Here is a 26,355-nt window from a genome sequence, read left to right on the forward strand (position 1 = left end):
CGTGACCCGCGCGTCCGGAAACCAATACTCCGGTAGATCGCGCGTGACGCTCTGTGACGCCCGATTGTCGAGTCGTCGCCCGCGCTGCCTAACGTATTCGAGTCCCCCAAGAGAGGAATCCGTACTCACATGTCCCGCCGCACCACCACCCTCCTCGCCGCGCTCACTGCGGTCCCGCTCGTCATCGCCCTGTCGGGCTGCGCGACGGCATCCTCCGACGCCGGCTCCGGCGACTCCGGCTCGGCCGACCAGACCGTCAAGATCGGCGTCGTCGGCAAGGGCGACGCGCAGTGGGCCCCGTTCGTCGAGGCCGCCGCCGACGAGGGCATCACGGTCGAGCTCGTGGACTTCGGCTCCTACGAGCAGCCGAACCCCGCACTCACCGAGGGCGAGATCGACCTGAACCAGTTCCAGCACATCGTGTACCTCGCCGAGTACAACAACGCCTCGGGGTCCGACCTGACGCCGATCGGCTCGACCGCGATCTACCCGCTGGGCCTCTACTCCAAGAAGTACGACGACGTCGACGACATCCCCGAGGGCGAGACGGTGGCCGTGCCGGACGACGCCTCGAATCAGGCGCGAGCGCTCAACGTGCTGCAGCAGGCGGGGCTCGTCGAGCTCAAGGACGGCGGCACGCCGTACTCCGACCTCGCGCAGGTCGACACCGAGAAGTCCAAGGTCAAGATCACGGCCCTCGAGGGCGCGCTCATCCCCACCTCGCTGCCCGATGTCGCCGCCGCGATCATCAACAACGACTTCGTGGAGGACGCCGGCCTCACGTTCGACGACGCGATCGCGCAGGACGACCCCGAGGACCCCAGCGCGCTGCCGTACGTCAACATCTTCGCGGCACGCGCCGACGATGCCGACAACGAGACGTACCTCAAGCTCGTCGAGATCTTCCAGACTAACGCCGACGTGCAGGCAGGGCTCCAGGAGTCCTCGGGCGACACCGCCGTGGCGCTGCAGACCCCGGTCGAAGACCTCGTCTCCACGCTCGCGAAGGTCCAGAAGGACGCCGACGCGAAGAAGTGACTCCGTGCGGGGTGAGACCCGCCCCGCCTGATGCGAGAGAATCGGGTGGCGCCTCGTGCGTCACCCGATTCGTCGTTCCCCGCCGCACGAACCCACCGACCACCCATCTCGGAGCATGCATGCCCATCGTGAGCCTGGCCACCGTGTCGAAGGCCTATCCCGCCCGCACCCCGGGCGACGGCGAGGTCGTCGCCGTCGACGACGTGACCCTCGAGATCGAGAAGGGCGACGTGTTCGGCATCATCGGGTACTCCGGCGCCGGCAAGTCGACGCTCGTGCGCCTGATCAACGCGCTCGAGCCCGCGACCGGCGGCACCATCCACGTCGACGGCGTCGACATCACCGCGCTGCCCGAGAGCGCGCTGCGCAAGGTCCGCAGCGGCATCGGGATGATCTTCCAGCAGTTCAACCTCTTCTCCTCGCGGACCGTGAAGGCGAACATCGCCTATCCGCTGAAGCTCGCCGGCTGGTCGAAGCCCGACATCGAGGAGCGCGTGACCGAGCTCCTCGCGTTCGTCGGGCTGTCCGACAAGGCGAAGGCGTATCCCGAGCAGCTGTCCGGCGGGCAGAAGCAGCGGGTGGGAATCGCCCGGGCCCTCGCCACGAAGCCCGCGATCCTCCTGGCCGACGAGGCCACCAGCGCACTGGACCCGCAGACCACGCACGAGGTGCTCGACCTCCTGAAGCGCGTGAACCGGGAGCAGGGCGTCACGATCGTCGTGATCACGCACGAGATGGACGTCATCCAGACCATCGCGACCAAGGTCGCTGTCATGGAGCGCGGGCGCGTGATCGAGCAGGGCGATGTGTTCGACGTGTTCTCGGCCCCGCAGAACCCGGCCTCGCAGCGCTTCGTCGGCACCGTCGTCAAAGGCGTGCCGTCGCCTGCCGAGCTGGCGGTGCTGCGCGAGCGGCACGCTGGTCGCATCGTGACGCTCTCGTTCCGCGACGGAGACTCCTCGCAGGCCCAGGTCTTCCTCGACCTCGCCGCGGCCGGACTCGACTTCGAGCTCGTGTACGGCGGGATCAACGACATCCGCGGACGGGCGTTCGGGCACCTGACGCTCGCGATCCGCGGTGACGGCGCCGCGATCGACCGCACACTCGCGACGATCGGCGAACGCGTCGAGGTCACGGAGCTCGCCGGAGAGGAGGCCCGCTGATGGATCGCCTGATCGAACTGGGCCCGGAGTTCTGGTCCGCCGCGCTCGAGACGCTGTACATGACGACGTTCGCCCTCGTGCTCGGCGGCATCCTGGGTCTCGTGATCGGCGTGATCCTGTACGTCACGCGCCCGGGCGGCCTGCTGCAGAACGGCGTGGTGGCGGCGATCGCGAACCTCGCCGTGAACTTCTTCCGGCCCATCCCGTTCGTGCTCTTCGTCGCGGTCGCGCAGCCCTTCGCGCGCGTGGTCGTCGGCACCGGCATCGGCACCACGGCCGGGGCGTTCATCATCGGCATCGCGGCAGCCTTCGCGATCGGCCGCATCGTCGAGCAGCACCTGGTGTCGGTCCCGCCCGGCGTCATCGAGGCGGCGAAGTCGATGGGCGCGAGTCCGCTGCGGATCCTCTTCACGGTCGCGATCCCCGAGTCGCTCGGGCCGCTCATCCTCGGCTACACGTTCGTCGTCGTGGCGCTGATCGACATGACGGCGATGGCGGGACTGATCGGCGGCGGCGGGCTCGGAGCCTTCGCGCAGATCTACGGCTTCCGTCAGTTCGAGCCCGTCGTGATGTGGGCCGCGATCGTGCTGATCGTCGTGTTCGTGCACCTCGTGCAGATGCTCGGCGCGAGGCTCGCGCGCAAGGTCATGCGCCGGTAGCGCGCCCCGTCGCGGTGCTCAGGATGCGGCGCGGGATGCCGTCGGCGCGAAGTCGAGCGCGCGCCGAGTCGTGAAGACGCGGTCCTCGCCGCTCAGCGGATCGACGAAGTGGAGCTCGCGCGCGAGCAGCTGCAACGGCCGGCTGAAGTCGTCCGGAGCCTCCGGGAGGAGCTCGGGGTAGAAGCCGTCGTGCAGGATGCCGAGGCCGAGCGCCGCGAGGTGCACGCGCAGCTGATGCATCTTGCCGCTGTGCGGACGCAGCAGCGTGTGCACGACGCGGTCGTCGGCGTGCAGCACGTCGATCACCGTCTCCGCGTTCGGTGCGAGCTCGGGCTCGACGCGCACGCGCACCTCGCCGCGATGCTTGACGATGTGGTTGCGGTAGACGAGCGGGTAGGCGTCGGCATCCCAGTCCACGGGCCGGGCAGACACCGCCTCGTACACCTTCTGCACCTGTCGGCGCTCGAACATGAGCTGGTAGGCGCCGCGTGTCGGCGGGCGGGCGGAGAACATCAGCAGCCCGGCCGTGGCGCGGTCGAGGCGGTGGATCGGCGCGAGCTCGGGATTGTCGAGCAGATTGCGAAGGCGCACGAGCGCCGAGTTCTGCAGGAACCGGCCGCCAGGCGTCGTGGGCAGGAAGTGCGGCTTGTCGATCACGACGAGGTCGTCGTCCTGGTGCAGCACCTCGATCTCGAAGGGCACCTCGCCCTCGACCGGCGGCTCGCGGTAGTACCAGACGAACTCCTCGGCGCCCAGGGGCGTATCCCGAGCGAGGGGCCGCCCGTCGCGGGCGACGATCTCGCCGCGGTCGAAGCGCACCAGCAGGCGCTCGGGGTCGAGGTGGAAGAAGCGCTCGACCATGTACGCCGCGACCGTGGGCCACTCTCCCCTCAGGGGGACGTGCAGACGGGTCGCACCGACGCCGTCGCGCACGGGGAGAGGAGAGGGCATACCCATTCGTCCCACCCTACGCGGCGCGCGCGAAGCGCGACCTGTACTGCTGCGGCGACAGCCCGATCCGGTCGCGGAAGTGCTTGCGCAGTGCGGCGCCGGTCGCGAAGCCGGAGCGCGAGGCCACGTCGTCGATGAGCAGGTCGGTCGTCTCGAGCAGCTCGCGCGCCCTGTCGACGCGGGCGTCGGCGAACCAGTCGCCCACTGTCCGTCCGGTCTCGGAGCGGAACCGGCGGGTCAGCGTGCGCACGCTCATACCGAAGCGCTCGGCGACCTCGGCGAGGGAGAGCGGCTCATGGATGCGCGACGACAGCCATGCCTGGATGTCGCTGGCCGAGCCGGCGGCGGCGGTGGGCAGGGCGGGTCGGGCGATGAACTGCCGCTGACCGCCTCCGCGATGCGGGGCCGCCAGCGTCACCCGCGCGACCTGCGCGGCGACCGCCGCCCCATGGACCTTCGCGATCAGATGCATGGTCGCGTCGACGGCTGCCGAGGCTCCGGCTGCGGTGAGCACGGAGCCGCTGTCGACGAAGAGCTCGTCCTCCCGGAGGCGCACGCGGGGGAACCGGCGAGCGAACTCGGTCGAGGCGCACCAGTGCGTCGTGGCCTCGAGACCGTCGAGCAGGCCGGCGGCGGCGAGCGTGAACGCGCCGGTGCAGTAGCTGACGATGCGGCGGTCGGCGAGGGCGGCGAGGCCGATCGGGTCGCCGGACACCTCGGCGTCGCTCCACGGCGGCACGATGATCGTGTCGGCGGTGTCGAGCGCGGACCGGTCGGCCTGCGGCGTCACGGAGAAGTCGGCGTTGGTCGCCACGGGGAGCCCGTCCAGGGTGCAGGTGGTGACGGAGTACAGGGGGACGCCGTCCTTCTCGGCGGCGCGGAAGAACCGGGCGGGCACGCCGAGCTCATAGGGGAACACCCCGGGGAGGGCCACGACGACGATCGAATGCATGGCTCTATCGTGACACATGTTGTCCATCCGGCCACTATCCGGCCGGGAGGCTGCCGAGGATGCTGGGACAGCGGCCCCGGATGCACCGGGACGCCGCCCGAGAGAAAGGCAGCGCCGTGCGCTCAGCGAAGTACACCGGACCGGGGTCCGCCGCCCAGGTCGTCTCGATCACCGTGATCGACGCCCCTCGTCCCACCGCCGACGAGGTGCTCCTCCGCGTCGGCGCGGCGGGGCTCAACCCCGTCGACGTCAAGATCCGCGCCGCCGCGACCGACTTCGGTGTCATCCGCTACTCCGATCGCCCGGGATGGGACGTCGCCGGCGTCGTGGTCGCGGTCGGCGACGACGTCGAGGAGTGGGCGGTCGGTGACCGGGTCCACGCGCTCGCCGGCTTCCCCCGCGCGGCGCACACCCTCGCCGAGTACGCCGCGGTCGCGGCATCCGATCTCGCGCGCATCCCGCAGGCGTGGAGCACCGCACAGGGCGGGGCCGCTCCGCTCGCCGCCCTCACCGCCTGGCAGGCTCTCGACGCCGCGGGCGTGCGCTCCGATGCGGGCGCGGGGCAGCGGGTGCTCGTGCTCGGGGGCGCCGGCGGCGTGGGGCACTTGACGATCCAGCTCGCCGTGGCTCGAGGCGCCTCCGTCGTCGCGACCGCGAGCCCCGCCAAGCACGACCTCGTCCGCTCGTGGGGCGCGGACGAGGTCGTCGACTACCGCGACGAGCAGGCGCTCGCCGCGGTCGCACCGGTCGACGCCGTGATCGTCACGGTCGACGGAACACTGCCGCCGCGTGGGGCCGTCGCCCCCGGCACCTCCGTGATCAGCATCACCGGTCTGACGAACGCCCAGCGTGCGCAGCTGGCCGAGTGGGGCGCCTCGCCCGTCGAGCGGATCCTCGTGCACGCGGACGGGGCGCAGCTCGGGGAGATCGCAGACCTCGCGGATGCCGGACGCGTGACCGTGCACCTCGACGCGGAGTTCCCGCTCGACGAGCTCGTCTCCGCTCAGGAGCGCGTCGAGACCGGACGCGCGACGGGCAAGGTCGTCGTGGTCGTCGACCCGGAGGTCTGATCGCCGCCGCGATTCGGACCGTGGTCAGGCGTCGAAGCTCAGGCTCAGCTTGCGGAGCAGGGCGGCCAGGCGGTCGCGATCGCCGCGCGACAGGCCCTGCAGCAGATCGGCTTCGACGTCGACGAGGCGCGTGATCGCGGCATCCACCCGGATCCGGCCGTCGTCCGTGAGCGTGACCAGCACGCTCCGGCCGTCGGCCGGGTCGGCCTCCCGTCGCACGAAGCGTCGGCCGACCAGGCGGTCGATGCGGTTCGTCATGGTGCCGCTGGAGACCAGCGTCTGCTGCAGCAGCTGCTTGGGGGAGAGCTGGAACGGGGAGCCGGCGCGGCGCAGTGCCGACAGCACATCCCATTCCCAGGGCTCCAGGTCGCTGCGGCGGAACACGTCCCGACGCGCACGGTCCAGCAGGCGGGTGAGGCGGTCCATGCGGGACAGCACCTCGAGCGGCGAGAAATCGAGGTCCGGTCGCTGGGTGTTCCACGCGCCGACGATCCGGTCGACCTCATCCGCCTCGCTCATCCGTCCATTATCGCGGGAAGCACACGGATGGACATGGCAGACTTGACGGGCGGCCTCCTCGGGGCGCCGCGGTCCGCCGTGGTGTAATGGCAGCACGACAGCCTTTGGAGCTGTGAGGTCTAGGTTCGAGTCCTGGCGGCGGAGCATGACCGCAAACGACAGCGTCGCAGGCAGCGACCTCGCCATCATCATCCTGGCTGCAGGCCAGGGCACGCGCATGAAGTCGCGACTCCCCAAGGTGCTGCACCCGATCGGCGGGCGCCCGCTCGTCGGGCACGTCCTCACGACGGCCGCGCGTCTCAGCGCCGCCCACGTCGAGGTCGTCGTGCGGCACGAGCGCGACCAGGTCGTCGCAGCGCTGTCGGAGAGCTACCCCCACGCGGTCTTCGTCGACCAGGACGAGGTGCCCGGCACCGGTCGTGCCGTGCAGGTCGCGATCGACGCGCTCCCCGCCGAGTTCGACGGGGACGTGCTCGTGCTCTCGGGCGACTGCCCCCTGGCGGACGCCGACACGCTCACCGGCTTCCTCGACGCGCACCGCACGGCGGGCGCACCCGCGACGCTCATGACCGCCGTCGTCGAGGACCCCACGGGGTACGGCCGCGTCATCCGGGACGCCGACGGCAGCGTCGACCGCATCGTCGAGCAGAAGGATGCGAGCGCCGACGAAGTCGCGGTCCGTGAGATCAACGCAGGGATGTACGTCTTCCGTGCGGCGACCCTGCGTCGCTATCTGCCGGAGATCGGCGTCGACAACGCCCAGGGTGAGATGTACCTCACCGACGTCCCGGGGCTGCTCCGTCGCGACGGAGACCGCGTCGCGGCATCGGTCGTCTCCGACGTCACCGTCACCTACGGCGTCAACGACCGTGCGCAGCTCGCCCTCGTCGGCCGTCTCCTCAACGAGCGCATCGTGCGTCGCTGGCAGCTCGAGGGCGTCACGGTCGTCGACCCCGCGACCACGTGGATCGACGACGACGCCGTGCTCGCTCCCGACGTCACGCTGCTGCCGCACACGCAGATCCTGCGTGCGACGAAGATCGGCGCAGGGGCGATCATCGGCCCCGACACCACGCTCGTCGACTGCGAGGTGGGCGAGGATGCGATCGTCCGCCGCAGCGATGCGACGCTCGCCGTGATCGGCGCCGAAGCGACCGTCGGCCCCTTCTCCTTCCTCCGGCCCAACACGGTCCTCGGCGCGAAGGGCAAGATCGGCGCGTACGTCGAGACCAAGAACGCCGAGATCGGCGAGGGCAGCAAGGTGCCGCACCTGTCATACGTCGGCGACGCGACCGTCGGCCGCGGCGTCAACCTCGGCGCCAGCACGATCACCGCCAACTACGACGACGTCAACAAGCACCGCACGGTGGTGGAGGACGAGGTGCACACGGGGTCGCACACGACTCTCGTCGCGCCCGTTAGGCTGGGAGCAGGCGCCAAGACAGGTGCCGGAGCCGTCGTCCGCAAGGACGTCCCCGCCGGTGCTCTTGCCATGAGCGTCGCCCCCCAGCGCAACATCGAAGGCTGGGTCGAGAACAACAGGGCAGGTACGGGAGCGGCGGACGCCGCGGCCCGGTCGCGAGCGGCGGAGTAGGCGGACTGATGGCGCGCAAGAAGAAGACGGTCGATCTGGATCGGGACAACGGCATCGCCCCGGGGCTCGTCGCCAAGACCAAGAAGCGGCTCGTCGTCGCCGGCGGACGCTCGCACCCCCAGCTCACGGCGGCCGTCGCCGCGGCTCTCGGCACCGAGGTCGTGCCCACCGAGCACCGCACGTTCGCCTCGGGTGAGATCTACGCCCGCTTCGAAGTGTCGATCCGCGGTTGCGACCTCTTCCTCATCCAGACGTTCGGCGAGCCGGTCAACGAGTGGCTGATGGAGACGCTCATCATGATCGACGCGGCCAAGCGCGCCTCCGCCAAGCGCATCACGGTCGTCGCGCCGTACTATCCGTATTCGCGTCAGGACAAGAAGGGCCGCGGCCGCGAGCCGATCAGCGCCCGCCTCGTCGCCGATCTGCTCAAGACGGCCGGCGCCGACCGCGTCATGAGCGTCGACCTGCACGCCGCGCAGATCCAGGGCTTCTTCGACGGACCCGTCGACCACCTGTTCGCCAAGCCCGTGCTCCTGGAGCACTTCCAGCGCACGCTGAGCCCCGCCGACCGCGAGATCCTCACGGTCGTCTCGCCCGACATGGGCCGCGTCCGCGTCGCCGACACGTGGTCCGACAGCCTTGGTGCGCCGCTCGCGATCATCCACAAGCGTCGCGACCCCAAGGTCGCGAACCAGGTGTCGGTGCACGAGATCGTCGGCACGGTCGAGGGTCGCACGTGTCTCCTCGTCGACGACATGATCGACACCGGTGGCACGATCGTGAAGGCCGCGCAGGCGCTCAAGGCGAACGGCGCGCACCGCGTCATCGTCGCCGCGACCCACGCGATCTTCAGCGACCCCGCCTCGGAGCGGCTGCAGGATGCGTCGATCGACGAGGTCGTCGTCACCGACACGATCCCGCTGTCGGAGTCGCGTCGGTGGGACAACCTCACGATCCTCCCGATCGCCCCGATGCTGGCGCGTGCGATCCACGAGGTCTTCGAGGACGGCTCGGTCACGAGCATGTTCGGCGGCGACGCGTAGCGCGAGCTTAGGCGACGCTAACCTCGGGCACAGCCGGTCCATAGCCAGGATCCCTACGGTCGATTCAGCGACATACAGTCGTCTCGACCGAGCCGGAGGACCATCATGATCCGCACGACCGTACCGACCACTGTCCGCAAGGGCTCCGCCATCCTCGGAGTCGCGGGGCTCCTCGTGCTCGCCGGATGCTCCGGCAACGCCGATGCCGAGTCCCCCGCATCCGACGGATCCGACACGAGCACGCCCTCGTCCGACTCCGGCACGGCCGGCGGCGACTACAAGGACGGCACCTACACGGCCGACGGCTCCTACCAGACGCCGGAGACCGTCGAGACGATCTCGGTCACGTTGACCATCGCCGACGGCGTCGTGGAGGACGTCGAGGTCACGGGCGACCCTCAGGCACGCGAGACCGAGCAGTACCAGGGGCAGTTCATCGACGGCATCTCGGACGAGGTCGTCGGCAAGTCCCTCGACGAGCTGAACGTGAGCCGCGTCGCCGGATCCTCGCTCACGAGCGGCGGCTTCAACGAGGCGGTCGACTCGATCAAGGAGCAGGCCGCGGCCTGATCCCGGAGAGCCGCGACCATGGCGATCTGGCGTTTCGACGCGATCGGCACCGTCTGGGAGATCGAGACCGCGCGCGAGCTCGACGCTGTCAGACGCGACGGCGTGAGCGCCCTGATCGGGCGGTTCGATCAGGTCTGGTCGCGGTTCCTCCCCGACTCCGAGGTGCACCGGCTCGGACGCGAGGGCGGGATGCTGGCCTCGGCCGACGCCGCGCCCATGCTCGACGCCTATCGCGCGGCGTCGGCCGCCACGCATGGCGGCGTGAATCCGCTCGTGGCCGACAGCCTCGTCGCGCTCGGCTACGACCCCGACTACTCGTTGGTCGCGGGGGAGCCCGTGCCCGCGATCGCGCACTGGACCGGGATCGTCCACTGGGATGAACGCGGCGCGACGGCATCCGCTCCCGCGCTGCTCGACGTCGGGGCGCTGGGCAAGGGGCGGCTGGTCGACCTCGTGGCCGCGGAGCTGGCGGACCTGCCGGGGGATGTCGTGGTCGACGCCGGCGGGGACATCCGTGTGCGTGGCGGCGCCGTGCGCATCGGCCTCGAGCACCCCTACGACGCCACGAAGGCGATCGGCGTGGCGGAGGTGCAGGATGCGGCGCTCTGCGCCTCGGCGGCGAATCGGCGGGCCTGGGGCGACGGACTGCATCACGTCCTCGACGCGCGCACCGGCATCCCGGTCCGCACCTGGGTGGCGACCTGGGCTATCGGCGCCGACGCGATGCACGCCGATGCGGTCGCCACGGCCCTGTTCTTCGACGGCGGCCCGGACCTCGCCGCGCAGTGGGGCGTCGAGTGGGTGCGGATGTCGACCGACGGACGTGCCGAGCGCTCGCGGGACTGCCCGGTCGAGCTGTTCACCGCGCGCGGCTAGCGCGGACCCTGCCCTCACCACTCCGAGTACGGAAGAGTAGACCCGTGATCACCTCCCTCACCGCCCTCCGGCAGCGCGTGCTCGCACTCCTCGGCGGCATCTCGATGTACCGCCTGGTGCTGTTCGCGCTCCTGGGACTCGCGGTCATCGCGATCGTCCTGTCGGCCCTCGGTGTGATCGTCTCTCCGACGCCGCTCGAGATCGTCGCCTCCTTCGCGGTGCTCGCGGTCGTCATCTCCGTCGTGGATGCCGCGGCGCAGCGCCTCCTGCGGCTCCCGTGGCGCATCGAGTCCTCGCTCGTGACCGCCCTCATCCTCCTGTTCGTGCTGCGTCCGGGTCTCGAACCCGCCACGCTGCTCGGTCTCGCGATCGCCGGCGTCGTCGCGAGCCTGTCCAAGTACCTGATCGCGTGGCGCGGGCGGCACATTCTCAACCCCGCGGCCTTCGGCGCCGCGGTCGTGTCGATCCTGGGGTCCTTCGGGGCGTTCGAGTGGCTCGGTACCTCCTCGTCGTGGTGGGTCGGCACGCCCTCGCTGTTCCTCCCCGTCGCCGTCCTCGGCCTCGCGGTGCTCTGGCGCACCGAGAAGGTGCGCATCGTCCTCGCTTTCCTCGTGATCGCGATCGCGGTGTCCGTGCTCCGACAGGCCGTGCAGGCGCAGGAGTTCGACATCGCGTTCGACCTCGGGTCCGCTCTCTCCTTCGCGGTGCTGCAGTCGCCGTTCCTCTTCCTCGGCGCGTTCATGCTCTCGGAACCGCTCACCCTGCCGCCGCGTCGCTGGCAGCAGTTCTCCGTCGCGGCTCTCGTCGGCGTCCTCGCCGGGTGGCCCATCGCGATCGGCTCCCTGTTCACCCTCGGACAGGAGCGTGCGCTGCTGTTCGGCAACCTCCTGGCTTTCGCCTTCGCGCTGCGCGGGTCCGTGCGCCTCGTGCTCGAGAGCCGCCGCTTCATCACCCCGACCGCGCAGGAGCTGACGTTCCGCGCACGGGGGAAGGTGCGGTTCCTCGCCGGCCAGTACCTCGAGCTCGACGTTCCCCACCACAGGCCCGATGCGCGGGGGACGCGTCGCGAGTTCAGCATCGTGTCGGCGCCCGCCGACCTGCCGACCCTGCGCATCGCCTACAAGAACGGCGATCAGAAGCATCCGTCCAGCTACAAGCGCGCCCTGGCCGCCGCCGAACCGGGAGCGACCCTCGCGGTGACCGGTACCTGGGGCGACTTCCTGCTCCCGCGCTCCGAGGCCCCCGTGCTGATGGTCGCCGCCGGCATCGGCGTGACGCCGTTCGTGTCGCAGCTGCGTCAGCTGCAGAGCACGGGGCAGCAGCGCGACGTCGTGCTCGTGTACGTCGCCTCGGACAGCAGCGAGCTGGCGTTCCGCGACGAGCTCGCGGCGACGGGTGCGCGCGTCGTGGTGTTCACGCGCGACGAGCCGGCCGACCTCCCTCCGCACTGGATGTGGGCGCAGGGCGCGCGCCTCGACGCCGAGGGGCTGGAGCGCTGCGTGCCCGATCTGGGACTGCGCCACGCGTACATCTCCGGCCCGCCGAGGCTGATCGCCGACCTCGCGCCCGCGCTGCAGAAGGCCCGCTCGCTCACGACCGACGCCTTCGCCGGGTACTGAGGCTTCGGCGCGTGTCCCGAACAGCGGGCCGCGTCCCGATCGGCTGACGGAATCGCCGGGCCGGTCGGCGGATCGGGACAGCGTCCGCGGATCGGGACGGCGTCTGCGGCCGGGATACGGCGATCTAGGTGATCAGGTACTGGCGGGTGTGCCGGGGTTGACGGGGATGCGCACGGTGAACGTCGTGTCTCCGGGTTCGCTCTGCACGGTGATCCGGCCGCCATGCCCCTCGACGATGGCCTTCGCGATCGCGAGACCGAGCCCCGTGCCGCCGGTCTGACGGGCGCGAGACGTATCGGCACGGGCGAACCTGGCGAAGAGTTCCTCGCGGACGCTCGGATCGATGCCGGGGCCGTCGTCGTGCACGCGCAGCACGGCGTCGTCGCCCTCGCGGCTCACGCTGAGGGTGATCTCGGTGCCTGCAGGCGTGTGCGTGCGGGCGTTCGCGAGCAGGTTCGCGACGACCTGATGCATCCGCCCCGCATCTCCCAGCACGACGATCGGCTCGTCGGGCACCTCGATGCTCCAGCGGTGGTCGGCGGCGGTGGGGCGTGCATCCGACAGCCCCTCCAGCGCGAGCTGGGTGAGGTCGACCGTGCCGTACACGAGCTCTCGTCCCTCGTCGAGCCGCGCGAGCAGTAGCAGGTCCTCGACAAGCCGGGTCATGCGCAGCGACTGTGCCTGGATGCGCTCGAGAGAGGTCGTGGTGCCCTCGATCGCCGCGGGGCCCTGCTGCTGGCTCAGAGCGCGCAACGACAACTCGGAGTACCCGCGGATCGAGGCCAGGGGGGTGCGCAGCTCGTGGCTCGCGTCGGCGACGAACCGCCGCATCTGCTCCTCGTTCTTCTGACGTGCTGCGAGTGAGGAGTTCACGTGGTCGAGCAGCTTGTTGAGCGAGGCGCCCACGAGCCCGGTCTCGGTGCGCGGGTCGGCCTCGGAGGCAGGGACGCGCTCGGTGATCTGCACCTCTCCGCGGTCGAGCTGCTGGTTCGCGACGCGCGTCGCCGTCGCCGCGACGGCGCGCAGCGGACGCAGGCTCACCCTGATCGTGATCGCGGTGGTGAGCGCGAGCAGGATCAGTCCGCCCAGCGTCGCCAGCACGATGACTGTGAGGAGCGTCGTGAGCTGGTTCTGGATCTCGTTGCGGGGCAGGCCGGTCACGACTGTGGCGCCGGTCTGCGGCGCGGTCGCCACGACGACCCGATAGGAACCGAGCCCGTCGATCGTCACGGTGGCGTTCGGGCCGCCGTGGAGAGCTGCCTCGATCTGATCGAGCTGCGTCGAGCTCAGAACCGCGGGGCCCGTGCTGATGTCGTCCCGCGGGCCGTTGACCACGATTCCGCTGGCTCCGGCCTGGTTGGACACAGCGACGATGAGCCCGGGCTCCGGTGATGTGGTCGTGGCGAAGATCTCCACAGCGGTCGCGAGGTTCGACGGAAACTTGTTGACGGCAGACGTGAGCTGAACCGCGTAGTTCTCGATCTTCTGGTCGAGCTGGCCCTCGAGAGTGCGTCCGAGGATCGCGCTGGTGATGACCGCGACGATCACGAGGATGATGGACACGAATCCGATCACGGCGGTCATGAGCCGTGTCTGCAGACTCATCGGCCGTCCCGCCACCCTCGTGGTGGTCACTGCGGCGCCTTGATCATGTAGCCGACGCCGCGCACGGTGTGCAGCAGGGGAGTGCGTCCGGCATCGATCTTCTTGCGAAGGTAGGAGATGTACAGCTCGACCACGGAGGACTTGCCGCCGAAGTCGTAGCTCCACACGCGGTCGAGGATCTGCGCCTTCGACAGCACGCGTCGCTCGTTGCGCATCAGATAGCGCAGCAGCTCGAACTCCGTGGCGGTGAGCTCGATCTCGGTGCCGTCGCGCACGACCTCGTGGCTGTCCTCGTTCAGGGTGAGGTCGGCGACGCGGAGGATCGACTGTCCATCGTCGGCGGTGGCGTGTCCGGTGCGGCGGATGATCGCGCGCAGACGTGCGATGACCTCTTCGAGACTGAACGGCTTCGTGACGTAGTCGTCGCCGCCGGCCGTGAGGCCCGCGACGCGATCTCCCACGGCATCCTTCGCGGTGAGGAACAGCACGGGCACGAGGTTGCCGGCTTCGCGCAGGCGTCGCAGCACGGACATCCCATCGAGGTCGGGCATCATGATGTCGAGCACGAGGGCGTCGGGCTCGAACTCCCGGGCGACCTGGAGAGCCTCCAGTCCTGAGGAGGCGGTGCGCACCTCCCATCCCTCCATCCGCAGCGCCATCGCGAGCAGGTCCGTCAGCATCTGCTCGTCGTCGACGGCGAGGATGCGCAGCGGGGAGCCGTCGGGGCGGCGCAGTTCGGGCAGGTCATTGGTCATGACCCCATTCTGCGGAATCTCCTATGTGATTTCTATGGAGACTCTTATGCGTTGTCTGTGAACGATGAAGGCCCCGGCTGTAGCAGCCGGGGCCTTCATCGTGGAGGACACGCTCAGTGGGTGTCTTCGGCCTCGATCTCGGTGCGGTCGCCGGACCACTGGGTGTGGAACGTTCCTTCCTTGTCGATGCGCTTGTAGGTGTGCGCGCCGAAGAAGTCGCGCTGGCCCTGCACGAGCGCGGCGGGGAGGCGATCGGCGCGGATGCCGTCGTAGTACGACAGCGACGAGGAGAAGGCCGGGGCGGGGATGCCGGACTGTGCGGCGGTCACGACCACGCGACGCCAGGCGGCCTGGCCGCGGGTGAGGGCCTCGGCGAAGTACGGTGCCGTCATGAGCACGGGAAGGCCGGGCTCTGCGGCGTAGGCATCGGCGATGCGGTTGAGGAACTGGGCGCGGATGATGCAGCCGCCGCGCCAGATCTTCGAGATGGCGCCGAGGTCGATGTTCCAGTCGTACTCGGCGGCGCCGGCGCGGATCTCGTCGAAGCCCTGCGAGTAGGCGACGATCTTCGACGCGTAGAGCGCGAGGCGCACGTCCTCGATGAACGCATCGACGTCCTCGGGCGCGACGGTGAACTCGTCGTCGGGGCCGGGGAGGGCGGCGGCGACGGCGCGCTGCTCGGGGTGGCTGGAGAGCGAGCGGGCGAAGGTGGCCTCGGCGATGCCGGAGACCGGGACGCCGAGGGAGAGCGCGGTCTGCACGGTCCACGCACCGGTGCCCTTGGCGCCGGCCTGGTCGACGATCACGTCGACGAGAGGCTGGCCGGTGGCGGCGTCGATCTGGCGGAGCACCTCGGCGGTGATCTCGATCAGGTACGACTCCAGCTCGCCGCGGTTCCACTCGGCGAAGATGTCGGCGATCTCGGCGGGGGTCTTGCCGGTGCCGCGGCGGATGAGGTCGTAGGCCTCGGCGATGAGCTGCATGTCGGCGTACTCGATGCCGTTGTGCACCATCTTCACGAAGTGGCCGGCGCCGTCGTGGCCGACGTGCGTGACGCAGGGCTCGCCCTCGGCGACCGCGGCGATGGACTTCAGGATCGGGCCGAGCGTGACCCACGACTCGTCCGAGCCGCCGGGCATGATCGACGGGCCGGTGAGGGCTCCCTCCTCGCCACCGGAGATGCCGGCGCCGACGAAGTTCACTCCGGTCTCGCGCACGGCCTTCTCGCGACGGATCGTGTCGGGGAAGTACGCGTTGCCGCCGTCGACGATGATGTCGCCGGGCTCGAAGACCTCGAGCAGCGAGTCGATCACGGCATCCGTCGGGCGACCGGCCTTGACCATGATGATCGCGGTCCGCGGCTTCTGCAGGCTGTCGGCGAACTCCTGGTAGGTCTTCGCGGGGAGGAAGCCGGCCTCAGGGTGCTCGGAGACGAGCGTCTCGGTCTTCTCGTAGCTGCGGTTGAAGATCGCCACCGTGTTGCCCTCGCGGCTCGCGAGGTTGCGGGCGAGGTTCGACCCCATGACGGCGAGTCCGACGACTCCGATGTTGGCTGATGCTCCGGGCACAGAAGGCTCCTCGATCGTGAAGGTTGGGATGCCTCCAGATTATCGCGGCGGGAGCCCGTCAGCCGCGCGTGTGTCGCTGTCAGTCCTTGCGGTAGCCCGAGCGGCCGAGCGAGAACAGGGCCGCGAAGGTCGTGACGGCAGCGCAGACGGTCATCGCTCCGATGACCCAGGCGATCACGTGCGAGAAGAGGGCGCCGTCGAGCATGAGGTGACTCCGTGTTCTGTGCGAGGGAACGGTGTCCTCAGCCTACCGGGTGGTTTGGTACGATGAGGGGAGTACCTCGGCGAGGGATGCCTGCGCGCGTGCGCGCACATCCGTTATCGACGCGGCGAAGCAAGCCCGGTGGCTTTCCTCACGCGTCTGCGTACGAGTTCGAATCCCAGACCACCGCGCAGCCTCGCTGCGTGCCCCGAAGGAGAACCCATGTCTGAAGACACCAAGGTCGTCGCCGAGCTCCGCGAGAGCTTCGGCAAGGGCTTCGCCCGCCGCCTCCGCGCCGCCGGCAAGATCCCCGCCGTCATCTACGGCCACGGCACCGAGCCCGTGCACGTCGCACTGCCCGGCCACCAGGTCTCGCTCATCATCCGCCGCGCCAACGCGCTGCTCGAGCTCGACATCGCCGGCAAGGAGCAGCTCGCGCTGGTCAAGGACGTCCAGAAGGACCCGGTGCACCAGATCATCGAGCACATCGACCTGCTCGTGGTGAAGAAGGGCGAGAAGGTCACGATCGACGTTCCCGTCGTCGTCACGGGCGAGTCCTTCGCCGGCACGATCGCCAACCTCGACGCGACCACGCTGTCGCTCGAGGTCGAGGCCACGCACATCCCGCAGAACGTCGAGGTCTCGGTCGAGGGCCTCGAGGAGGGCGCGCACATCACGGCCGCCGACGTCACGCTCCCCAAGGGCGCGACGTTGCTGACCGACCCCGAGGTCCTCGTGGTCGCCGTGACGGTGCCGGTCCTCGACCTCGAGAGCGACGCCGACGCCGAGACCGAGGAGCCCGCCGAGGGCGAGACCGAGGAAGAGGCAGCGCAGGAGGACGCCGCGGAGTGACCTCCGCCGGCGCAGCGCACAGCTGACTGCTCCACAGAGGGGGCGCGAGCAGATCGCGCCCCCTCTGTCGTATCCTGACCCGGGACCGCACGTCCCGGCATCCGAGAGGACGAGACATGGCATCCACCTGGCTGGTGGTCGGACTCGGCAACCCCGGCCCTCGCTACGAGGCCACGCGGCACAACATCGGTCAGATGGTCGTCGACGAGCTCGCCGCTCGCCGCGGGGAGTCGTTCCGCGAGCACAAGGGCGGTGCGCGGGTCGTCGAGACGTGGCTGCGCCCCGGTGGCGACAAGCTCGTGCTCGCCAAGCCGAACACGTTCATGAACGTCTCAGGCACTCCGGTCGCTGCGCTCGCGCGCTTCTACTCCGTGCCCGCGGAGCGCGTCATCGTCGTGCACGACGAGCTCGACATCCCCTTCGACACCGTCAAGCTCAAGACCGGCGGCGGCCACGGCGGACACAACGGCGTGCGCGACATCGCCCGTGCCCTCACCACGCCGGACTTCCCGCGGGTGCGCGTCGGCATCGGGCGTCCGGTCGGACGTCAGGATCCGGCAGACTGGGTCCTGTCGCCATTCGCCAAGGACGAGCGCGCGAACCTGCCGGTCCTCGTGTCCGACGGGGCCGACGCCGTCGAACTGCTCGTCGCGGAGGGGCTTCTCGCGGCGCAGCAGAAGCACCACGCTCCGCGCTAGCGGTACGGCCGCACAGCGGGCCCGAGGTTCGCGCCGGCCAGGGGTCGGTCAGGTCGTGGGCAGGAAGCCGGATGCCGTCCCCGTGGCGATCGTGACGACCAGGACGACCCAGAAGATCACGGGGGCGACGGCGGCCACGACGAGAGCGGCGATCCCCGCCCCTCGGCCCTGCCGGCGGACGATGCCCAGGATCCCGATGACGATGGCCGCGATGCCGAGCACGGTGCCGGCCCAGAAGGCGATCTCGGCCCAGAGGACCTGATCCCGTGCGGGGGAGAGGGTCGAGAGCAGGTCGGGATCGTTCGTGTCGATGCCTGACGGGATGCGGACGCCGATCTCGAAGCCTGCGACGCCCGCGACGATCGGGACCACCACCGCGGCGACGATCGCGAGGACGAGAGCCAGGATGCCGAGGAAACCGGACTTCCGTGCCGGGACCTCAGGTACCTGGTATCCGCCGGACGACGGCGCGTAGCCGCCCACGGGGACCTGGTACGCGCCGGGAGGGGCGGCCTGGGGCGTAGGAGCCCCTGGTGCCGGGAAGCCTGCCGGTGCGGATGCCGGGCGAACGGGAGGAGGTCCCGCGGCGTATGCCGGGGGAGCGGGAGGGGCCTCGCTGTATGCCGGCGGGGCGTACGCGGGAGGGGCCGGCGGTGCCGCGGCGTATGCCGGGGGTACGGGTGGAGCCTCGTTGTACGCCGGCGGGGTGGGCGCGGGGATGTGCTCGGGAGCAGGCTCGGGTGGGACGGCGCCGGACGGGGGCTGCTGCTGATCGCTCACGCCCCCATCCTAGAGCGCGGGTCCGACGGCGACCGGCTCAGACGCGGCGCAGCAGCCCGACGCGGTCGTACACCGCGGCGAGGGTCGCGTCGGCGACGGCATCCGCACGTGCGGCGTTCGCCGCGAGGATGCGGTCGAGCTCGGCGGGGTCGGCGAGCAGCTCCAGCGCGCGGGCGCGCACCGGCTCGAACTCGTTGACGACCACCTCGGCGAGGCCCTTCTTGAAGTCCCCGTACCCGCGTCCTGCGTACTCGTCCTCGATCGCCTCGACCTGACGGCCGCTGAGGGCCGCGTAGATCGTGAGCAGGTTCGAGACGCCGGGCTTGTTCTCGCGGTCGAAGCGCACGGAGCCTTCGTTGTCGGTCACGGCCCGCATGATCTTCTTCGCGGACTTGGCCGGGTCGTCGAGCATCCACAGCACGCCGGCGTCGCTCTCCGCGGACTTCGACATCTTCGACGTCGGGTTCTGCAGGTCGTAGATGCGCGCCGTGTCCTTCTGGATCACGGGGCGCGGCACGACGAAGGTCTCGCCGAAACGGGAGTTGAATCGCTCAGCGAGGTCGCGGGTCAGCTCGACGTGCTGCTTCTGATCGTCGCCGACCGGCACGACATCGGTCTGGTACAGCAGGATGTCCGCCGCCATCAGCACCGGGTACGTGAACAGGCCGACGCTCGTGGCGTCGGCGCCGTAGCGGGCCGACTTGTCCTTGAACTGCGTCATGCGCCCGGCCTCGCCGAAGCCCGTGATGGTCGAGAGGATCCAGGCGAGCTCCGCGTGCGCGCGCACGTGCGACTGCACGTACAGCGTCGACTGGGACGGCTCGATCCCGGCGGCGATGTACTGCGCGGCCGTGCGGCGGGTCTTCTCGCGGAGCTCCGCGGGGTCCTGGGCGACTGTGAGCGCGTGCAGGTCGACGACGGAGAAGTAGGCGTCGTAGGAGCTCTGCAGCTCCCGCCACTGTAGGAGCGCCCCGATGTAGTTGCCGATCTGGAGGGAGTCGGCGGAGGGCTGCATTCCGGAGTAGAGGCGAGGCTTGGTCACGGGTTCAATCCTAGGCCGACGTGCCGGGCTCGTTGGCGCAGGAGTCCTGTCTAGGCTGATGCGCATGACCTCCCCGCGCCGTGCCGACGGACCTCGGAAACGGCGGGACGCCGCCCTGTACGTCGAGATCGTCATCCGGGCACCGATGGAGCGAGTCTGGGAGCTGACGCAGGATCCGGACACTCATGCGCGGTGGGACGCACGCTTCACCGCGATCCGACCGACGAACGTCCGCGAAGACGGGGCACAGGAGTTCGTCTACGAGCTCGATCTCGGCGTCCACACGATCCGCGGCACCGGGGTGTCCCGCGGTGAACGCCGGGGGAGGGCGGGCGAGCGCACTTCCGCGCTCCTCTTCGACACCTCGGATCGGCTCTCCCCGTTGGGAGCCGGACGAGGCTACTGGCGGTACATCCCGACCGACGACGGCATCCGCTTCCTCACGGGCTACGACTACGTTCCGGGGTGGGGACTTCTCGGACGGATCGTCGATCCACTCGTCACGCGGCGGTTCGTCTGGTGGCTCACCGCCTGGAGCTTCGACCGGCTCCGCCTCTGGGCCGAGGAGGGGATCCCTCCCGAGCAGACCGGCTGGTGGCGGTCGCTGCGGCCCGGTCGTCCACGCGCTCGCGCGGGTCGCTGCCTCTCCCGTCCGCCTCGTCCCGGAGACCGCACCATCATGCAGAATGCACCGTCCGCCCTCGCGGAGCTGGACCGATGACCGCCGCGACGGGCGTGTTCCGCCGCGCACTCGGACCGGACTTCGATCGACTGCACCCGCGCATGCAGGAGCGCTTCGGGGTCGGCGTGGCTGCGGGCTACGGATGCATCGGACGGGGTGTCATGACCGAGGTCCGCCGCGGTCCGTGGTGGACGCTGCCGTTCCTCGGGATCGGCACGATGCGCAACATCATGTTCCCCGACCGCGGGCGCGACATCCCCTTCCAGATCGACAACCATGCGTACGTCGATGGCCTGGGGCGGGAGACCGTGACGTTCGTGCGCACGATGCAGATCCGTCCAGCCCGTCGACGGCGCTTCGACGCGACCATGATCTACAGTGAGGACCGCGGTCGGATCGTGGACTATCTCGGGACGCACCAGCACCTCGCCGTCGACCTGGACCTCTCCGTGACCGACGACGGCGGTCTCCGCTTGACCTCAGGTGAGCAGCGATTCTATGAGGGGCCGGTGGCGTTCCGTTTCCCGATGATGTTCAGCGGCCGTGCGTACCTGACGGAGCACTACGACGACGAACGCGACTGCTACGTCATCGATCTCGAAGTGCGCAACGACATCCTGGGCTTCCTGTTCGGTTACCGGGGCACGTTCGCCTGCGAGTTCGTGCCGGGCGGCGATGCGCCGGCGACCACCAAGCCCTACCGCGAGGAGGCACGGGAGTGACCGGAGGATCCGGAGTCCTCCTGGACGCTCTCGGTGAGGACGCCGATCGCCTGCATCCGACCCTCCGCGCGCAGATGTCGTCGACGATCGAGCGTCAGGAGTCGCACGGCGTGTTCGCGCGCGCCGGAAGTCGGCTCCGCCGCCTCAACGCCCTCGGCATCCCGGTCGTCGGTCGGGACGCTCTGGTGAGCGGATACGAGCGCGACGTGCCGTTCACTCTCGTGACGGTGGCGCGGCGGGACGGACTCGGGCGTGCGACGCTCGACACCACGCGGGAGTTCGGATTCCGCGGCGGCGTCCAGTGCATCACGGACCGACTCGTCGCGAGTTCGCGTCCCGGACTGGTGCGCAACGTGCTGGGGAGGGCGGGACGGATCGAACTGATCCTGCGCTGCGACGTCACCGAGGGCGGTGCCCTGCGGATGCGCAGCGAGCGTGTGGCCGTGCGCCTCGCAGGAAGACGTTTCGCGCTCCGCGGGATCCTCCGCCTCGATATCCGGGTCGAGGATGGATGGGATGCCGTGCAGGAACGGCGAACCATCCGGATGAGCGCACGTAGCCCGATCGCGGGCACCGTCCTCGAGTATCGCGGGTGGTACCGCGTCGCGCCGCCCGAGGACCGACCCGGCTCGACTCAGTAGGCGTAGTCGACGACCACGGGGGCGTGGTCGCTCCACCGCTGGTCGTAGGCCTCGGCGCGGGCCACGTGGTAGGCCGTGACGCGCTCGGCGAGGGCCGGGGTGGCGAGGTGGTAGTCGATCCGCCATCCCGAGTCGTTGTCGAAGGCCTGGCCGCGCATCGACCACCACGTGTAGGGGCCGTCGACCTCGCCATGGAAGCGCCGGCCGACGTCGACCCAGCCGAGTCCGGTGCCGGTGCTGCCGTCGACTCCCTCGACCTCCTGGCCGGCCGCGCCGAGGAAGCGGTCGAAGTAGGCGCGCTCGCGAGGCAGGAAGCCGGCCTTCTTGCGGTTGCCGCGCCAGTTCTTGATGTCGAGCTCGCGGTGGCCCACGTTGAGGTCGCCCGTCACGAGCGCGAGGGCGTCGTCCTGGCCGAGCTCGGCGAGTCGGATGCCGAACGCGTCGAGGAACTTCCACTTCTCGTCCTGCTTCGGGGTGTCGGCTTCGCCCGAGTGCACGTAGGCGCTCACCACGGTGAGCGGGCGGTCGCCGATCAGGAAGTCGGCCTCGATCCAGCGTCCCTTCGAGTCGAAGTCGTCCGGCCCGAACTGGGTGCGCGACACCAGCGCGGGGGTGCGGCTCGCGATCGCCACGCCGGCGCGGCCCTTCGCGGTCGCTTCGTCGTGCACGAACGTCCAGCCCGGGAGGGCGGCCTCGAGGTGCTCGTCCTGCCCGCGGACCTCCTGCAGGGTCAGGATGTCGACGTCGGCGGCATCGAGCCAGGAGCTCATCCCGTTGCGAGCGGCCGCTCGGATCCCGTTGACATTGACCGAGGCGATACGCAGATGAGGCATGAGGACAAGCCTAACGAGGGTCGCCGACATCCTCGGACGAGCGGTCCCGTTCCGCCCGTAAGCGCTGGATGAACGACGGCACCGGCTCGGGCAGCGGCGGGGCGGACGCTTCGAGATCGGCGAGGTCGGTTTCCGCCGCCCGCACGGCATGCGCCGCCGCCCAGGACCGGTACCACGGGGCATCCTCGCGTGCGTTTCGAGCCGCGTCCAGACGGATCTGCGCCGCCGCGACGAGCGTGCGATGCTCGTCGGCACGCCGCTGAGCGTTCGACCTGTGCGTGAGGGGCAGATCGCGGTCTCGCGCTGACACCGCGATCCACGACGACGCGACGAGCATCACGACGCCGTTCACGCGGAACCACAGCAGGAGTCCGATGAAGATCGCGAACGTGGCGAGCAGCGGATTGCTCGGCGTGTAGCTCAGCAGGAAGCCCGCGCCGTACTGGAGGACCGTCATCGCCGCCCCGCCGAGCAGTGCGCCCGGCCAGATCGTCCGCCAGGCCAGCGATGTGCCCGTCAGGAACCTGACCATGGCCGCGAGGGCGCTCGACAGCAGCACGAAGGAGACCAGCACGGTTCCGAGACGGATACTGAGCTCGATGCCCGCCGATCCCGGCTGCCACCCGACGAGGCCGAGCAGCCAGCTCAGCGCCGCCGCGCTGGCCGAGCTGAGAAGAGACCCTGCCAGGAGCGCGACGCCGAAGATCAGCGCGGCGAGGAGGTCGCGGGCCTTGAGCAGCAGGTAGTTGCGCAGGTCCGGTGGCAGGCCGAAGATGTCTCGGGTCGCGCGACGCGAGAAGGTCACCCATCCGATGGCTGTCCAGATCACCGTCCCCAGAGCGATGAGGCCCGTGACGCTGAGCACGCCGGTGGTGCTCGCCGCGATCTCCTGCGCCTGATCCGGAGTGAACAGGCCGCCCTCAGCCTGGATCAGGTTCGGGATGTAGCTGTTGATGACGTCGATCAGCGCGTCGACGGCCTCCGTGCTGGCCCCGAGCCAGAGGCCCGCGACGGCGAAGGCGAGGTAGACGGCCGCGAAGATCGCGAACAGCGCCTGGTAGCTCACTCCGGCGGCGAGGAGGAAGCCGTTGTGCTGCAGGAAGTGTCGCCAGACGCGCACGGGGAAGAGGGCGAGAGCGCGACGCGTGATCGTCGTCGCGCGCTCTACGGCGGCGTCGATCCGGCCCTGTTCGGGCTCGGCTGCTGCTCGATCGGGGCGGGACACGTCTTCACCCTATCGGCGTCGATCGCGGGGCAGACGGCCGACGGGCGGCCTCCCGGAGGAGACCGCCCGTCCGCGTCGTCACCGCGTGATCAGGGGCGACCGCGCAGCACGGCCTGCTTGACCTCGGCGATGGCCTTGGTGACCTCGATGCCACGCGGGCAGGCCTCGGAGCAGTTGAAGGTCGTGCGGCAGCGCCACACGCCCTCCTTGTCGTTGAGGATGTCGAGGCGCACGGCGGCGTTGTCGTCGCGCGAGTCGAAGATGAAGCGGTGCGCGTTCACGATCGCCGCAGGGCCGAAGTACTGGCCGTCGGTCCAGAACACGGGGCACGACGAGGTGCACGCGGCGCACAGGATGCACTTGGTCGTGTCGTCGAAGATCTCGCGGTCCACGATCGACTGGGTGCGCTCCTTGCCCTTCTCGGGCACGGAGTTCGCGACGAGGAAGGGCTGCACCTCGCGGTACGACGCGAAGAACGGCTCCATGTCGACGACGAGGTCCTTCTCGAGGGGGAGGCCCTTGATCGCCTCGACGTAGATCGGCTTCGAGATGTCGAGGTCCTTGATCAGCGTCTTGCAGGCCAGGCGGTTGCGGCCGTTGATGCGCATGGCGTCGGAGCCGCAGATGCCGTGGGCGCAGGAGCGGCGGAACGTGAGCGAGCCGTCGACCTCCCACTTGATCTTGTGCAGCGCGTCGAGGACGCGGTCGGTGGAGTAGAGCTCCACGTCGTAGTCGACCCAGTGCGGCTCGGCGTCGACCTCGGGGTCGAACCGGCGGATGTTGAACGTGACGATGAAGGACTGGATGCCGGTGTCCTCCGTGACCTCCGCGGGGGCCTCGGCGAGTGCGTTCGACATTCTCAGTACTTCCTCTCCATCGGCGGGTAGTTCAACTCGCCCTGCTCGTTCTTGGTGAAGACGACGGGCTTCCAGTCGAGCTTGATGTGATCGCTCGGGTCGGACGAATGCGGGTCGCCCGTGAGGTACGCCATCGTGTGCTGCATGTAGTTCTCGTCGTCGCGTTTCGGGAAGTCGTCGCGCATGTGACCGCCGCGGCTCTCCTCGCGGTTCTGCGCCGCGTAGACGACGACCTCGGCGATGTCGAGCAGGAAGCCCAGCTCGACCGCCTCGAGGAGGTCGGTGTTGAAGCGGTGGCCCTTGTCGTCGACGTGCACGTTCTTGTAGCGCTCGCGCAGCTCCGCGATGACGCCCAGCACGTGCTGCAGCGAGTCGTGCGTGCGGAACACCTGCGCGCCCTTGTCCATCTCATCCTGCAGCGTCTTGCGCAGCACGGCGATGCGCTCGGTGCCCTGGTTGTTGCGCAGACCCTCGAGCATGTCGGACACGAAGGCCGCGGGGTTCTCGGGCAGCGGGACGAACTCGGCGGTCTTGACGTACTCGACCGCGTTGCGGCCCGAGCGCTTGCCGAACACGTTGATGTCGAGCAGCGAGTTGGTGCCGAGGCGGTTGGCGCCGTGCACCGAGACGCACGCGCACTCGCCGGCGGCGTAGAGACCGGGGACGACCGTGTCGTTGTCGGCGAGGACCTCGCCGGCGTTGTTGGTCGGGATGCCGCCCATCGCGTAGTGCGCGGTCGGCATGACCGGGACCGGCTCGACCACGGGGTCGACGCCGAGATAGGTGCGGGCGAACTCCGTGATGTCGGGGAGCTTGGTCTCGAGGACCTCCGCGCCGAGGTGCGTGCAGTCGAGCAGCACGTAGTCCTTGTGGGGGCCGGCACCGCGGCCCTCTGCGACCTCCTGCACCATGCAGCGAGCGACGATGTCACGCGGAGCGAGGTCCTTGATGGTCGGTGCGTAGCGCTCCATGAACCGCTCGCCGGAGGCGTTGCGCAGGATCGCGCCCTCGCCGCGCGCGCCCTCGGTGAGGAGGATGCCGAGCCCGGCGAGGCCGGTCGGGTGGAACTGGAAGAACTCGAGGTCCTCGAGGGGGAGGCCCTTGCGCCACACGATGCCCACGCCGTCGCCCGTGAGGGTGTGCGCGTTCGAGGTGGTCTTGAAGATCTTGCCGAAGCCGCCGGTCGCGAAGATCACGGCCTTGGAGTGGAAGACGTGCAGCTCTCCGGTCGAGAGGTCGTACGCCACGACGCCCGCGATCTGCGTCGCGCCCGCGGCATCCTTCACCGTGATGAGGTCGAGCACGTAGAACTCGTTGAAGAAGTTGATGCCGAGCTTGACGCAGTTCTGGAACAGCGTCTGCAGGATCATGTGACCCGTGCGGTCTGCGGCGTAGCACGCGCGACGCACCGGCGTCTTGCCGTGCTCGGCCGTGTGGCCGCCGAAGCGGCGCTGGTCGATCTTGCCCTCGGGCGTGCGGTTGAAGGGGAGGCCCATGTTCTCGAGGTCGATGACCGCGTCGATGGCCTCCTTCGCGAGGATCTCCGCAGCGTCCTGGTCGACGAGGTAGTCGCCGCCCTTGACGGTGTCGAACGTGTGCCACTCCCAGCTGTCCTCCTCGACGTTCGCGAGGGCTGCGGCCATGCCGCCCTGCGCCGCACCCGTGTGGGAGCGCGTCGGGTAGAGCTTGGAGATCACGGCGGTCTTGGCGCCGGGTCCTGCCTCGATCGCCGCGCGCATGCCGGCGCCGCCGGCTCCCACGATGACGATGTCGAACTGGTGGTAGTGCACGCCGTCGCGCACGAAGGAGTCCTGGGTCTCGGTAGTCACTTCTTCTTAT

At 69.8% G+C, this 26,355-nt stretch carries 27 protein-coding genes and 1 tRNA gene; 15 read left to right on the forward strand and 13 right to left on the reverse strand.

The window, feature by feature from the left end:
- Positions 1-129 precede the first annotated feature (129 nt).
- From MRBLMX7_RS16100 to MRBLMX7_RS16110, 3 genes are all read left to right on the forward strand, one after another.
- The gene (locus tag MRBLMX7_RS16100; protein WP_363370015.1) at positions 130-1,038 is read left to right on the forward strand and encodes a MetQ/NlpA family ABC transporter substrate-binding protein; all 909 of its coding nucleotides are present in this window, start codon (positions 130-132) and stop codon (positions 1,036-1,038) included.
- Positions 1,039-1,157: 119 nt separating this feature from the next.
- A complete protein-coding gene (locus MRBLMX7_RS16105) occupies positions 1,158-2,201 on the forward strand; it encodes a methionine ABC transporter ATP-binding protein (protein WP_363370017.1) in 1,044 nt (347 codons plus the stop codon).
- Positions 2,201-2,860 (forward strand): methionine ABC transporter permease, encoded by a 660-nt coding sequence (locus tag MRBLMX7_RS16110; protein ID WP_050722755.1) that lies wholly within the window; start codon positions 2,201-2,203, stop codon positions 2,858-2,860. The genes MRBLMX7_RS16105 and MRBLMX7_RS16110 overlap by 1 nt, the downstream gene beginning before the upstream one ends.
- Positions 2,861-2,878: 18 nt before the next feature.
- Here the strand turns inward: MRBLMX7_RS16110 and MRBLMX7_RS16115 are convergent, their stop codons facing one another.
- Positions 2,879-3,811, reverse strand: coding sequence for a pseudouridine synthase (locus MRBLMX7_RS16115; RefSeq protein WP_363370019.1), 933 nt, complete (start codon positions 3,809-3,811; stop codon positions 2,879-2,881).
- 16 nt (positions 3,812-3,827) lie between these two features.
- The gene (locus MRBLMX7_RS16120; protein WP_363370021.1) at positions 3,828-4,763 is read right to left on the reverse strand and encodes a GlxA family transcriptional regulator; all 936 of its coding nucleotides are present in this window, start codon (positions 4,761-4,763) and stop codon (positions 3,828-3,830) included.
- A gap of 116 nt (positions 4,764-4,879) precedes the next feature.
- Here MRBLMX7_RS16120 and MRBLMX7_RS16125 point away from each other — a divergent pair, with 116 nt between their 5' ends.
- Positions 4,880-5,833, forward strand: coding sequence for an NADP-dependent oxidoreductase (locus MRBLMX7_RS16125; RefSeq protein ID WP_363370023.1), 954 nt, complete (start codon positions 4,880-4,882; stop codon positions 5,831-5,833).
- A 24-nt stretch (positions 5,834-5,857) separates the two neighbouring features.
- Here the strand turns inward: MRBLMX7_RS16125 and MRBLMX7_RS16130 are convergent, their stop codons facing one another.
- Positions 5,858-6,352, reverse strand: coding sequence for a MarR family winged helix-turn-helix transcriptional regulator (locus tag MRBLMX7_RS16130; protein WP_050722759.1), 495 nt, complete (start codon positions 6,350-6,352; stop codon positions 5,858-5,860).
- A gap of 72 nt (positions 6,353-6,424) precedes the next feature.
- Between MRBLMX7_RS16130 and MRBLMX7_RS16135 the strand changes: the two genes are divergently transcribed.
- The 6 genes from MRBLMX7_RS16135 (at position 6,425) to MRBLMX7_RS16160 (ending at position 12,054) form a co-directional block, all read left to right on the forward strand.
- Positions 6,425-6,496 (forward strand) — tRNA-Gln (locus tag MRBLMX7_RS16135).
- A 1-nt stretch (position 6,497) separates the two neighbouring features.
- Positions 6,498-7,946 (forward strand): bifunctional UDP-N-acetylglucosamine diphosphorylase/glucosamine-1-phosphate N-acetyltransferase GlmU, encoded by a 1,449-nt coding sequence (glmU, locus tag MRBLMX7_RS16140; protein WP_363370025.1) that lies wholly within the window; start codon positions 6,498-6,500, stop codon positions 7,944-7,946.
- An 8-nt stretch (positions 7,947-7,954) separates the two neighbouring features.
- Complete coding sequence (locus MRBLMX7_RS16145; RefSeq protein ID WP_363370026.1) at positions 7,955-8,989, forward strand: ribose-phosphate diphosphokinase; 1,035 nt, start codon at positions 7,955-7,957, stop codon at positions 8,987-8,989.
- A 105-nt stretch (positions 8,990-9,094) separates the two neighbouring features.
- The gene (locus tag MRBLMX7_RS16150; RefSeq protein ID WP_363370028.1) at positions 9,095-9,559 is read left to right on the forward strand and encodes an FMN-binding protein; all 465 of its coding nucleotides are present in this window, start codon (positions 9,095-9,097) and stop codon (positions 9,557-9,559) included.
- Between the two features lie 18 nt (positions 9,560-9,577).
- Positions 9,578-10,435 (forward strand): FAD:protein FMN transferase, encoded by an 858-nt coding sequence (locus tag MRBLMX7_RS16155; RefSeq protein ID WP_363370029.1) that lies wholly within the window; start codon positions 9,578-9,580, stop codon positions 10,433-10,435.
- Positions 10,436-10,479: 44 nt separating this feature from the next.
- Positions 10,480-12,054, forward strand: a complete 1,575-nt coding sequence (locus MRBLMX7_RS16160) for an FAD-dependent oxidoreductase (protein WP_363370031.1) — start codon at positions 10,480-10,482, stop codon at positions 12,052-12,054.
- A 132-nt stretch (positions 12,055-12,186) separates the two neighbouring features.
- Here the strand turns inward: MRBLMX7_RS16160 and MRBLMX7_RS16165 are convergent, their stop codons facing one another.
- From MRBLMX7_RS16165 to MRBLMX7_RS16180, 4 genes are all read right to left on the reverse strand, one after another.
- Positions 12,187-13,659: a sensor histidine kinase gene (locus tag MRBLMX7_RS16165; protein ID WP_414685148.1), complete on the reverse strand. Its 1,473-nt coding sequence runs from the start codon at positions 13,657-13,659 to the stop codon at positions 12,187-12,189.
- A gap of 26 nt (positions 13,660-13,685) precedes the next feature.
- Positions 13,686-14,414 carry a response regulator transcription factor gene (locus MRBLMX7_RS16170; RefSeq protein WP_050722766.1) on the reverse strand — a complete coding sequence of 243 codons (729 nt, stop codon included), beginning with the start codon at positions 14,412-14,414 and terminating at the stop codon, positions 13,686-13,688.
- 113 nt (positions 14,415-14,527) lie between these two features.
- Positions 14,528-15,982 (reverse strand): NADP-dependent phosphogluconate dehydrogenase, encoded by a 1,455-nt coding sequence (gene gndA / locus MRBLMX7_RS16175; RefSeq protein WP_363370035.1) that lies wholly within the window; start codon positions 15,980-15,982, stop codon positions 14,528-14,530.
- 79 nt (positions 15,983-16,061) lie between these two features.
- Entirely contained in the window at positions 16,062-16,187 is a 126-nt protein-coding gene (locus MRBLMX7_RS16180; protein WP_268768105.1) for a hypothetical protein, read from the reverse strand.
- Positions 16,188-16,406: 219 nt separating this feature from the next.
- Between MRBLMX7_RS16180 and MRBLMX7_RS16185 the strand changes: the two genes are divergently transcribed.
- The gene (locus MRBLMX7_RS16185; protein WP_050722768.1) at positions 16,407-17,036 is read left to right on the forward strand and encodes a 50S ribosomal protein L25/general stress protein Ctc; all 630 of its coding nucleotides are present in this window, start codon (positions 16,407-16,409) and stop codon (positions 17,034-17,036) included.
- A 116-nt stretch (positions 17,037-17,152) separates the two neighbouring features.
- Entirely contained in the window at positions 17,153-17,734 is a 582-nt protein-coding gene (gene pth / locus MRBLMX7_RS16190; protein WP_363370038.1) for an aminoacyl-tRNA hydrolase, read from the forward strand.
- Between the two features lie 48 nt (positions 17,735-17,782).
- On the opposite strand, the gene MRBLMX7_RS16195 is transcribed toward pth, so the two are convergent.
- Both MRBLMX7_RS16195 and trpS read right to left on the reverse strand, forming a co-directional pair.
- Complete coding sequence (locus MRBLMX7_RS16195) at positions 17,783-18,514, reverse strand: hypothetical protein (protein WP_363370040.1); 732 nt, start codon at positions 18,512-18,514, stop codon at positions 17,783-17,785.
- 37 nt (positions 18,515-18,551) lie between these two features.
- Positions 18,552-19,556, reverse strand: coding sequence for a tryptophan--tRNA ligase (gene trpS / locus MRBLMX7_RS16200; protein ID WP_363370042.1), 1,005 nt, complete (start codon positions 19,554-19,556; stop codon positions 18,552-18,554).
- Positions 19,557-19,620: 64 nt separating this feature from the next.
- Here trpS and MRBLMX7_RS16205 point away from each other — a divergent pair, with 64 nt between their 5' ends.
- Genes MRBLMX7_RS16205 through MRBLMX7_RS16215 form a run of 3 tightly spaced genes read left to right on the forward strand, consistent with a single transcriptional unit; the run spans position 19,621 to position 21,601 of the window.
- Complete coding sequence (locus MRBLMX7_RS16205) at positions 19,621-20,277, forward strand: SRPBCC family protein (protein ID WP_363370044.1); 657 nt, start codon at positions 19,621-19,623, stop codon at positions 20,275-20,277.
- Positions 20,274-20,960: a DUF4166 domain-containing protein gene (locus MRBLMX7_RS16210; RefSeq protein ID WP_363370046.1), complete on the forward strand. Its 687-nt coding sequence runs from the start codon at positions 20,274-20,276 to the stop codon at positions 20,958-20,960. Before MRBLMX7_RS16205 ends, MRBLMX7_RS16210 begins: the two co-directional genes overlap by 4 nt.
- Entirely contained in the window at positions 20,957-21,601 is a 645-nt protein-coding gene (locus MRBLMX7_RS16215) for a DUF4166 domain-containing protein (RefSeq protein WP_363370047.1), read from the forward strand. Before MRBLMX7_RS16210 ends, MRBLMX7_RS16215 begins: the two co-directional genes overlap by 4 nt.
- Here the strand turns inward: MRBLMX7_RS16215 and MRBLMX7_RS16220 are convergent.
- The 4 genes from MRBLMX7_RS16220 to sdhA all read right to left on the reverse strand — a co-directional run bounded on the left by MRBLMX7_RS16220 (position 21,595) and on the right by sdhA (position 26,345).
- A complete protein-coding gene (locus MRBLMX7_RS16220) occupies positions 21,595-22,434 on the reverse strand; it encodes an exodeoxyribonuclease III (RefSeq protein ID WP_363370049.1) in 840 nt (279 codons plus the stop codon). The genes MRBLMX7_RS16215 and MRBLMX7_RS16220 overlap by 7 nt on opposite strands.
- Before the next feature lie 10 nt (positions 22,435-22,444).
- Positions 22,445-23,659, reverse strand: coding sequence for a YihY/virulence factor BrkB family protein (locus MRBLMX7_RS16225; RefSeq protein WP_363370051.1), 1,215 nt, complete (start codon positions 23,657-23,659; stop codon positions 22,445-22,447).
- An 89-nt stretch (positions 23,660-23,748) separates the two neighbouring features.
- Entirely contained in the window at positions 23,749-24,516 is a 768-nt protein-coding gene (locus MRBLMX7_RS16230) for a succinate dehydrogenase iron-sulfur subunit (RefSeq protein WP_363370052.1), read from the reverse strand.
- 2 nt (positions 24,517-24,518) lie between these two features.
- The gene (gene sdhA / locus MRBLMX7_RS16235; RefSeq protein WP_363370053.1) at positions 24,519-26,345 is read right to left on the reverse strand and encodes a succinate dehydrogenase flavoprotein subunit; all 1,827 of its coding nucleotides are present in this window, start codon (positions 26,343-26,345) and stop codon (positions 24,519-24,521) included.
- Between the last annotated feature and the right edge of the window lie 10 nt (positions 26,346-26,355).

It is taken from the genome of Microbacterium sp. LMX7-1.2 (genome assembly GCF_040675935.1).
In the GTDB taxonomy this organism is placed as follows: Bacteria; Actinomycetota; Actinomycetes; order Actinomycetales; family Microbacteriaceae; genus Microbacterium.

Coding starts and splice junctions, on each gene's coding strand:
- MRBLMX7_RS16210 (WP_363370046.1), top strand. CDS start 20,274: ATGACCGCCGCGACGGGCGTGTTCCGCCGCGCACTCGGACCGGACTTC.
- MRBLMX7_RS16115 (WP_363370019.1), bottom strand. CDS start 3,811: ATGCCCTCTCCTCTCCCCGTGCGCGACGGCGTCGGTGCGACCCGTCTG.
- pth (WP_363370038.1), top strand. CDS start 17,153: ATGGCATCCACCTGGCTGGTGGTCGGACTCGGCAACCCCGGCCCTCGC.
- MRBLMX7_RS16155 (WP_363370029.1), top strand. CDS start 9,578: ATGGCGATCTGGCGTTTCGACGCGATCGGCACCGTCTGGGAGATCGAG.
- MRBLMX7_RS16230 (WP_363370052.1), bottom strand. CDS start 24,516: ATGTCGAACGCACTCGCCGAGGCCCCCGCGGAGGTCACGGAGGACACC.
- MRBLMX7_RS16120 (WP_363370021.1), bottom strand. CDS start 4,763: ATGCATTCGATCGTCGTCGTGGCCCTCCCCGGGGTGTTCCCCTATGAG.
- MRBLMX7_RS16110 (WP_050722755.1), top strand. CDS start 2,201: ATGGATCGCCTGATCGAACTGGGCCCGGAGTTCTGGTCCGCCGCGCTC.
- MRBLMX7_RS16150 (WP_363370028.1), top strand. CDS start 9,095: ATGATCCGCACGACCGTACCGACCACTGTCCGCAAGGGCTCCGCCATC.
- MRBLMX7_RS16185 (WP_050722768.1), top strand. CDS start 16,407: ATGTCTGAAGACACCAAGGTCGTCGCCGAGCTCCGCGAGAGCTTCGGC.
- MRBLMX7_RS16165 (WP_414685148.1), bottom strand. CDS start 13,659: ATGAGTCTGCAGACACGGCTCATGACCGCCGTGATCGGATTCGTGTCC.
- MRBLMX7_RS16100 (WP_363370015.1), top strand. CDS start 130: ATGTCCCGCCGCACCACCACCCTCCTCGCCGCGCTCACTGCGGTCCCG.
- MRBLMX7_RS16170 (WP_050722766.1), bottom strand. CDS start 14,414: ATGACCAATGACCTGCCCGAACTGCGCCGCCCCGACGGCTCCCCGCTG.
- glmU (WP_363370025.1), top strand. CDS start 6,498: ATGACCGCAAACGACAGCGTCGCAGGCAGCGACCTCGCCATCATCATC.
- MRBLMX7_RS16205 (WP_363370044.1), top strand. CDS start 19,621: ATGACCTCCCCGCGCCGTGCCGACGGACCTCGGAAACGGCGGGACGCC.
- MRBLMX7_RS16180 (WP_268768105.1), bottom strand. CDS start 16,187: ATGCTCGACGGCGCCCTCTTCTCGCACGTGATCGCCTGGGTCATCGGA.
- MRBLMX7_RS16220 (WP_363370049.1), bottom strand. CDS start 22,434: ATGCCTCATCTGCGTATCGCCTCGGTCAATGTCAACGGGATCCGAGCG.
- MRBLMX7_RS16130 (WP_050722759.1), bottom strand. CDS start 6,352: ATGAGCGAGGCGGATGAGGTCGACCGGATCGTCGGCGCGTGGAACACC.
- MRBLMX7_RS16105 (WP_363370017.1), top strand. CDS start 1,158: ATGCCCATCGTGAGCCTGGCCACCGTGTCGAAGGCCTATCCCGCCCGC.
- MRBLMX7_RS16145 (WP_363370026.1), top strand. CDS start 7,955: ATGGCGCGCAAGAAGAAGACGGTCGATCTGGATCGGGACAACGGCATC.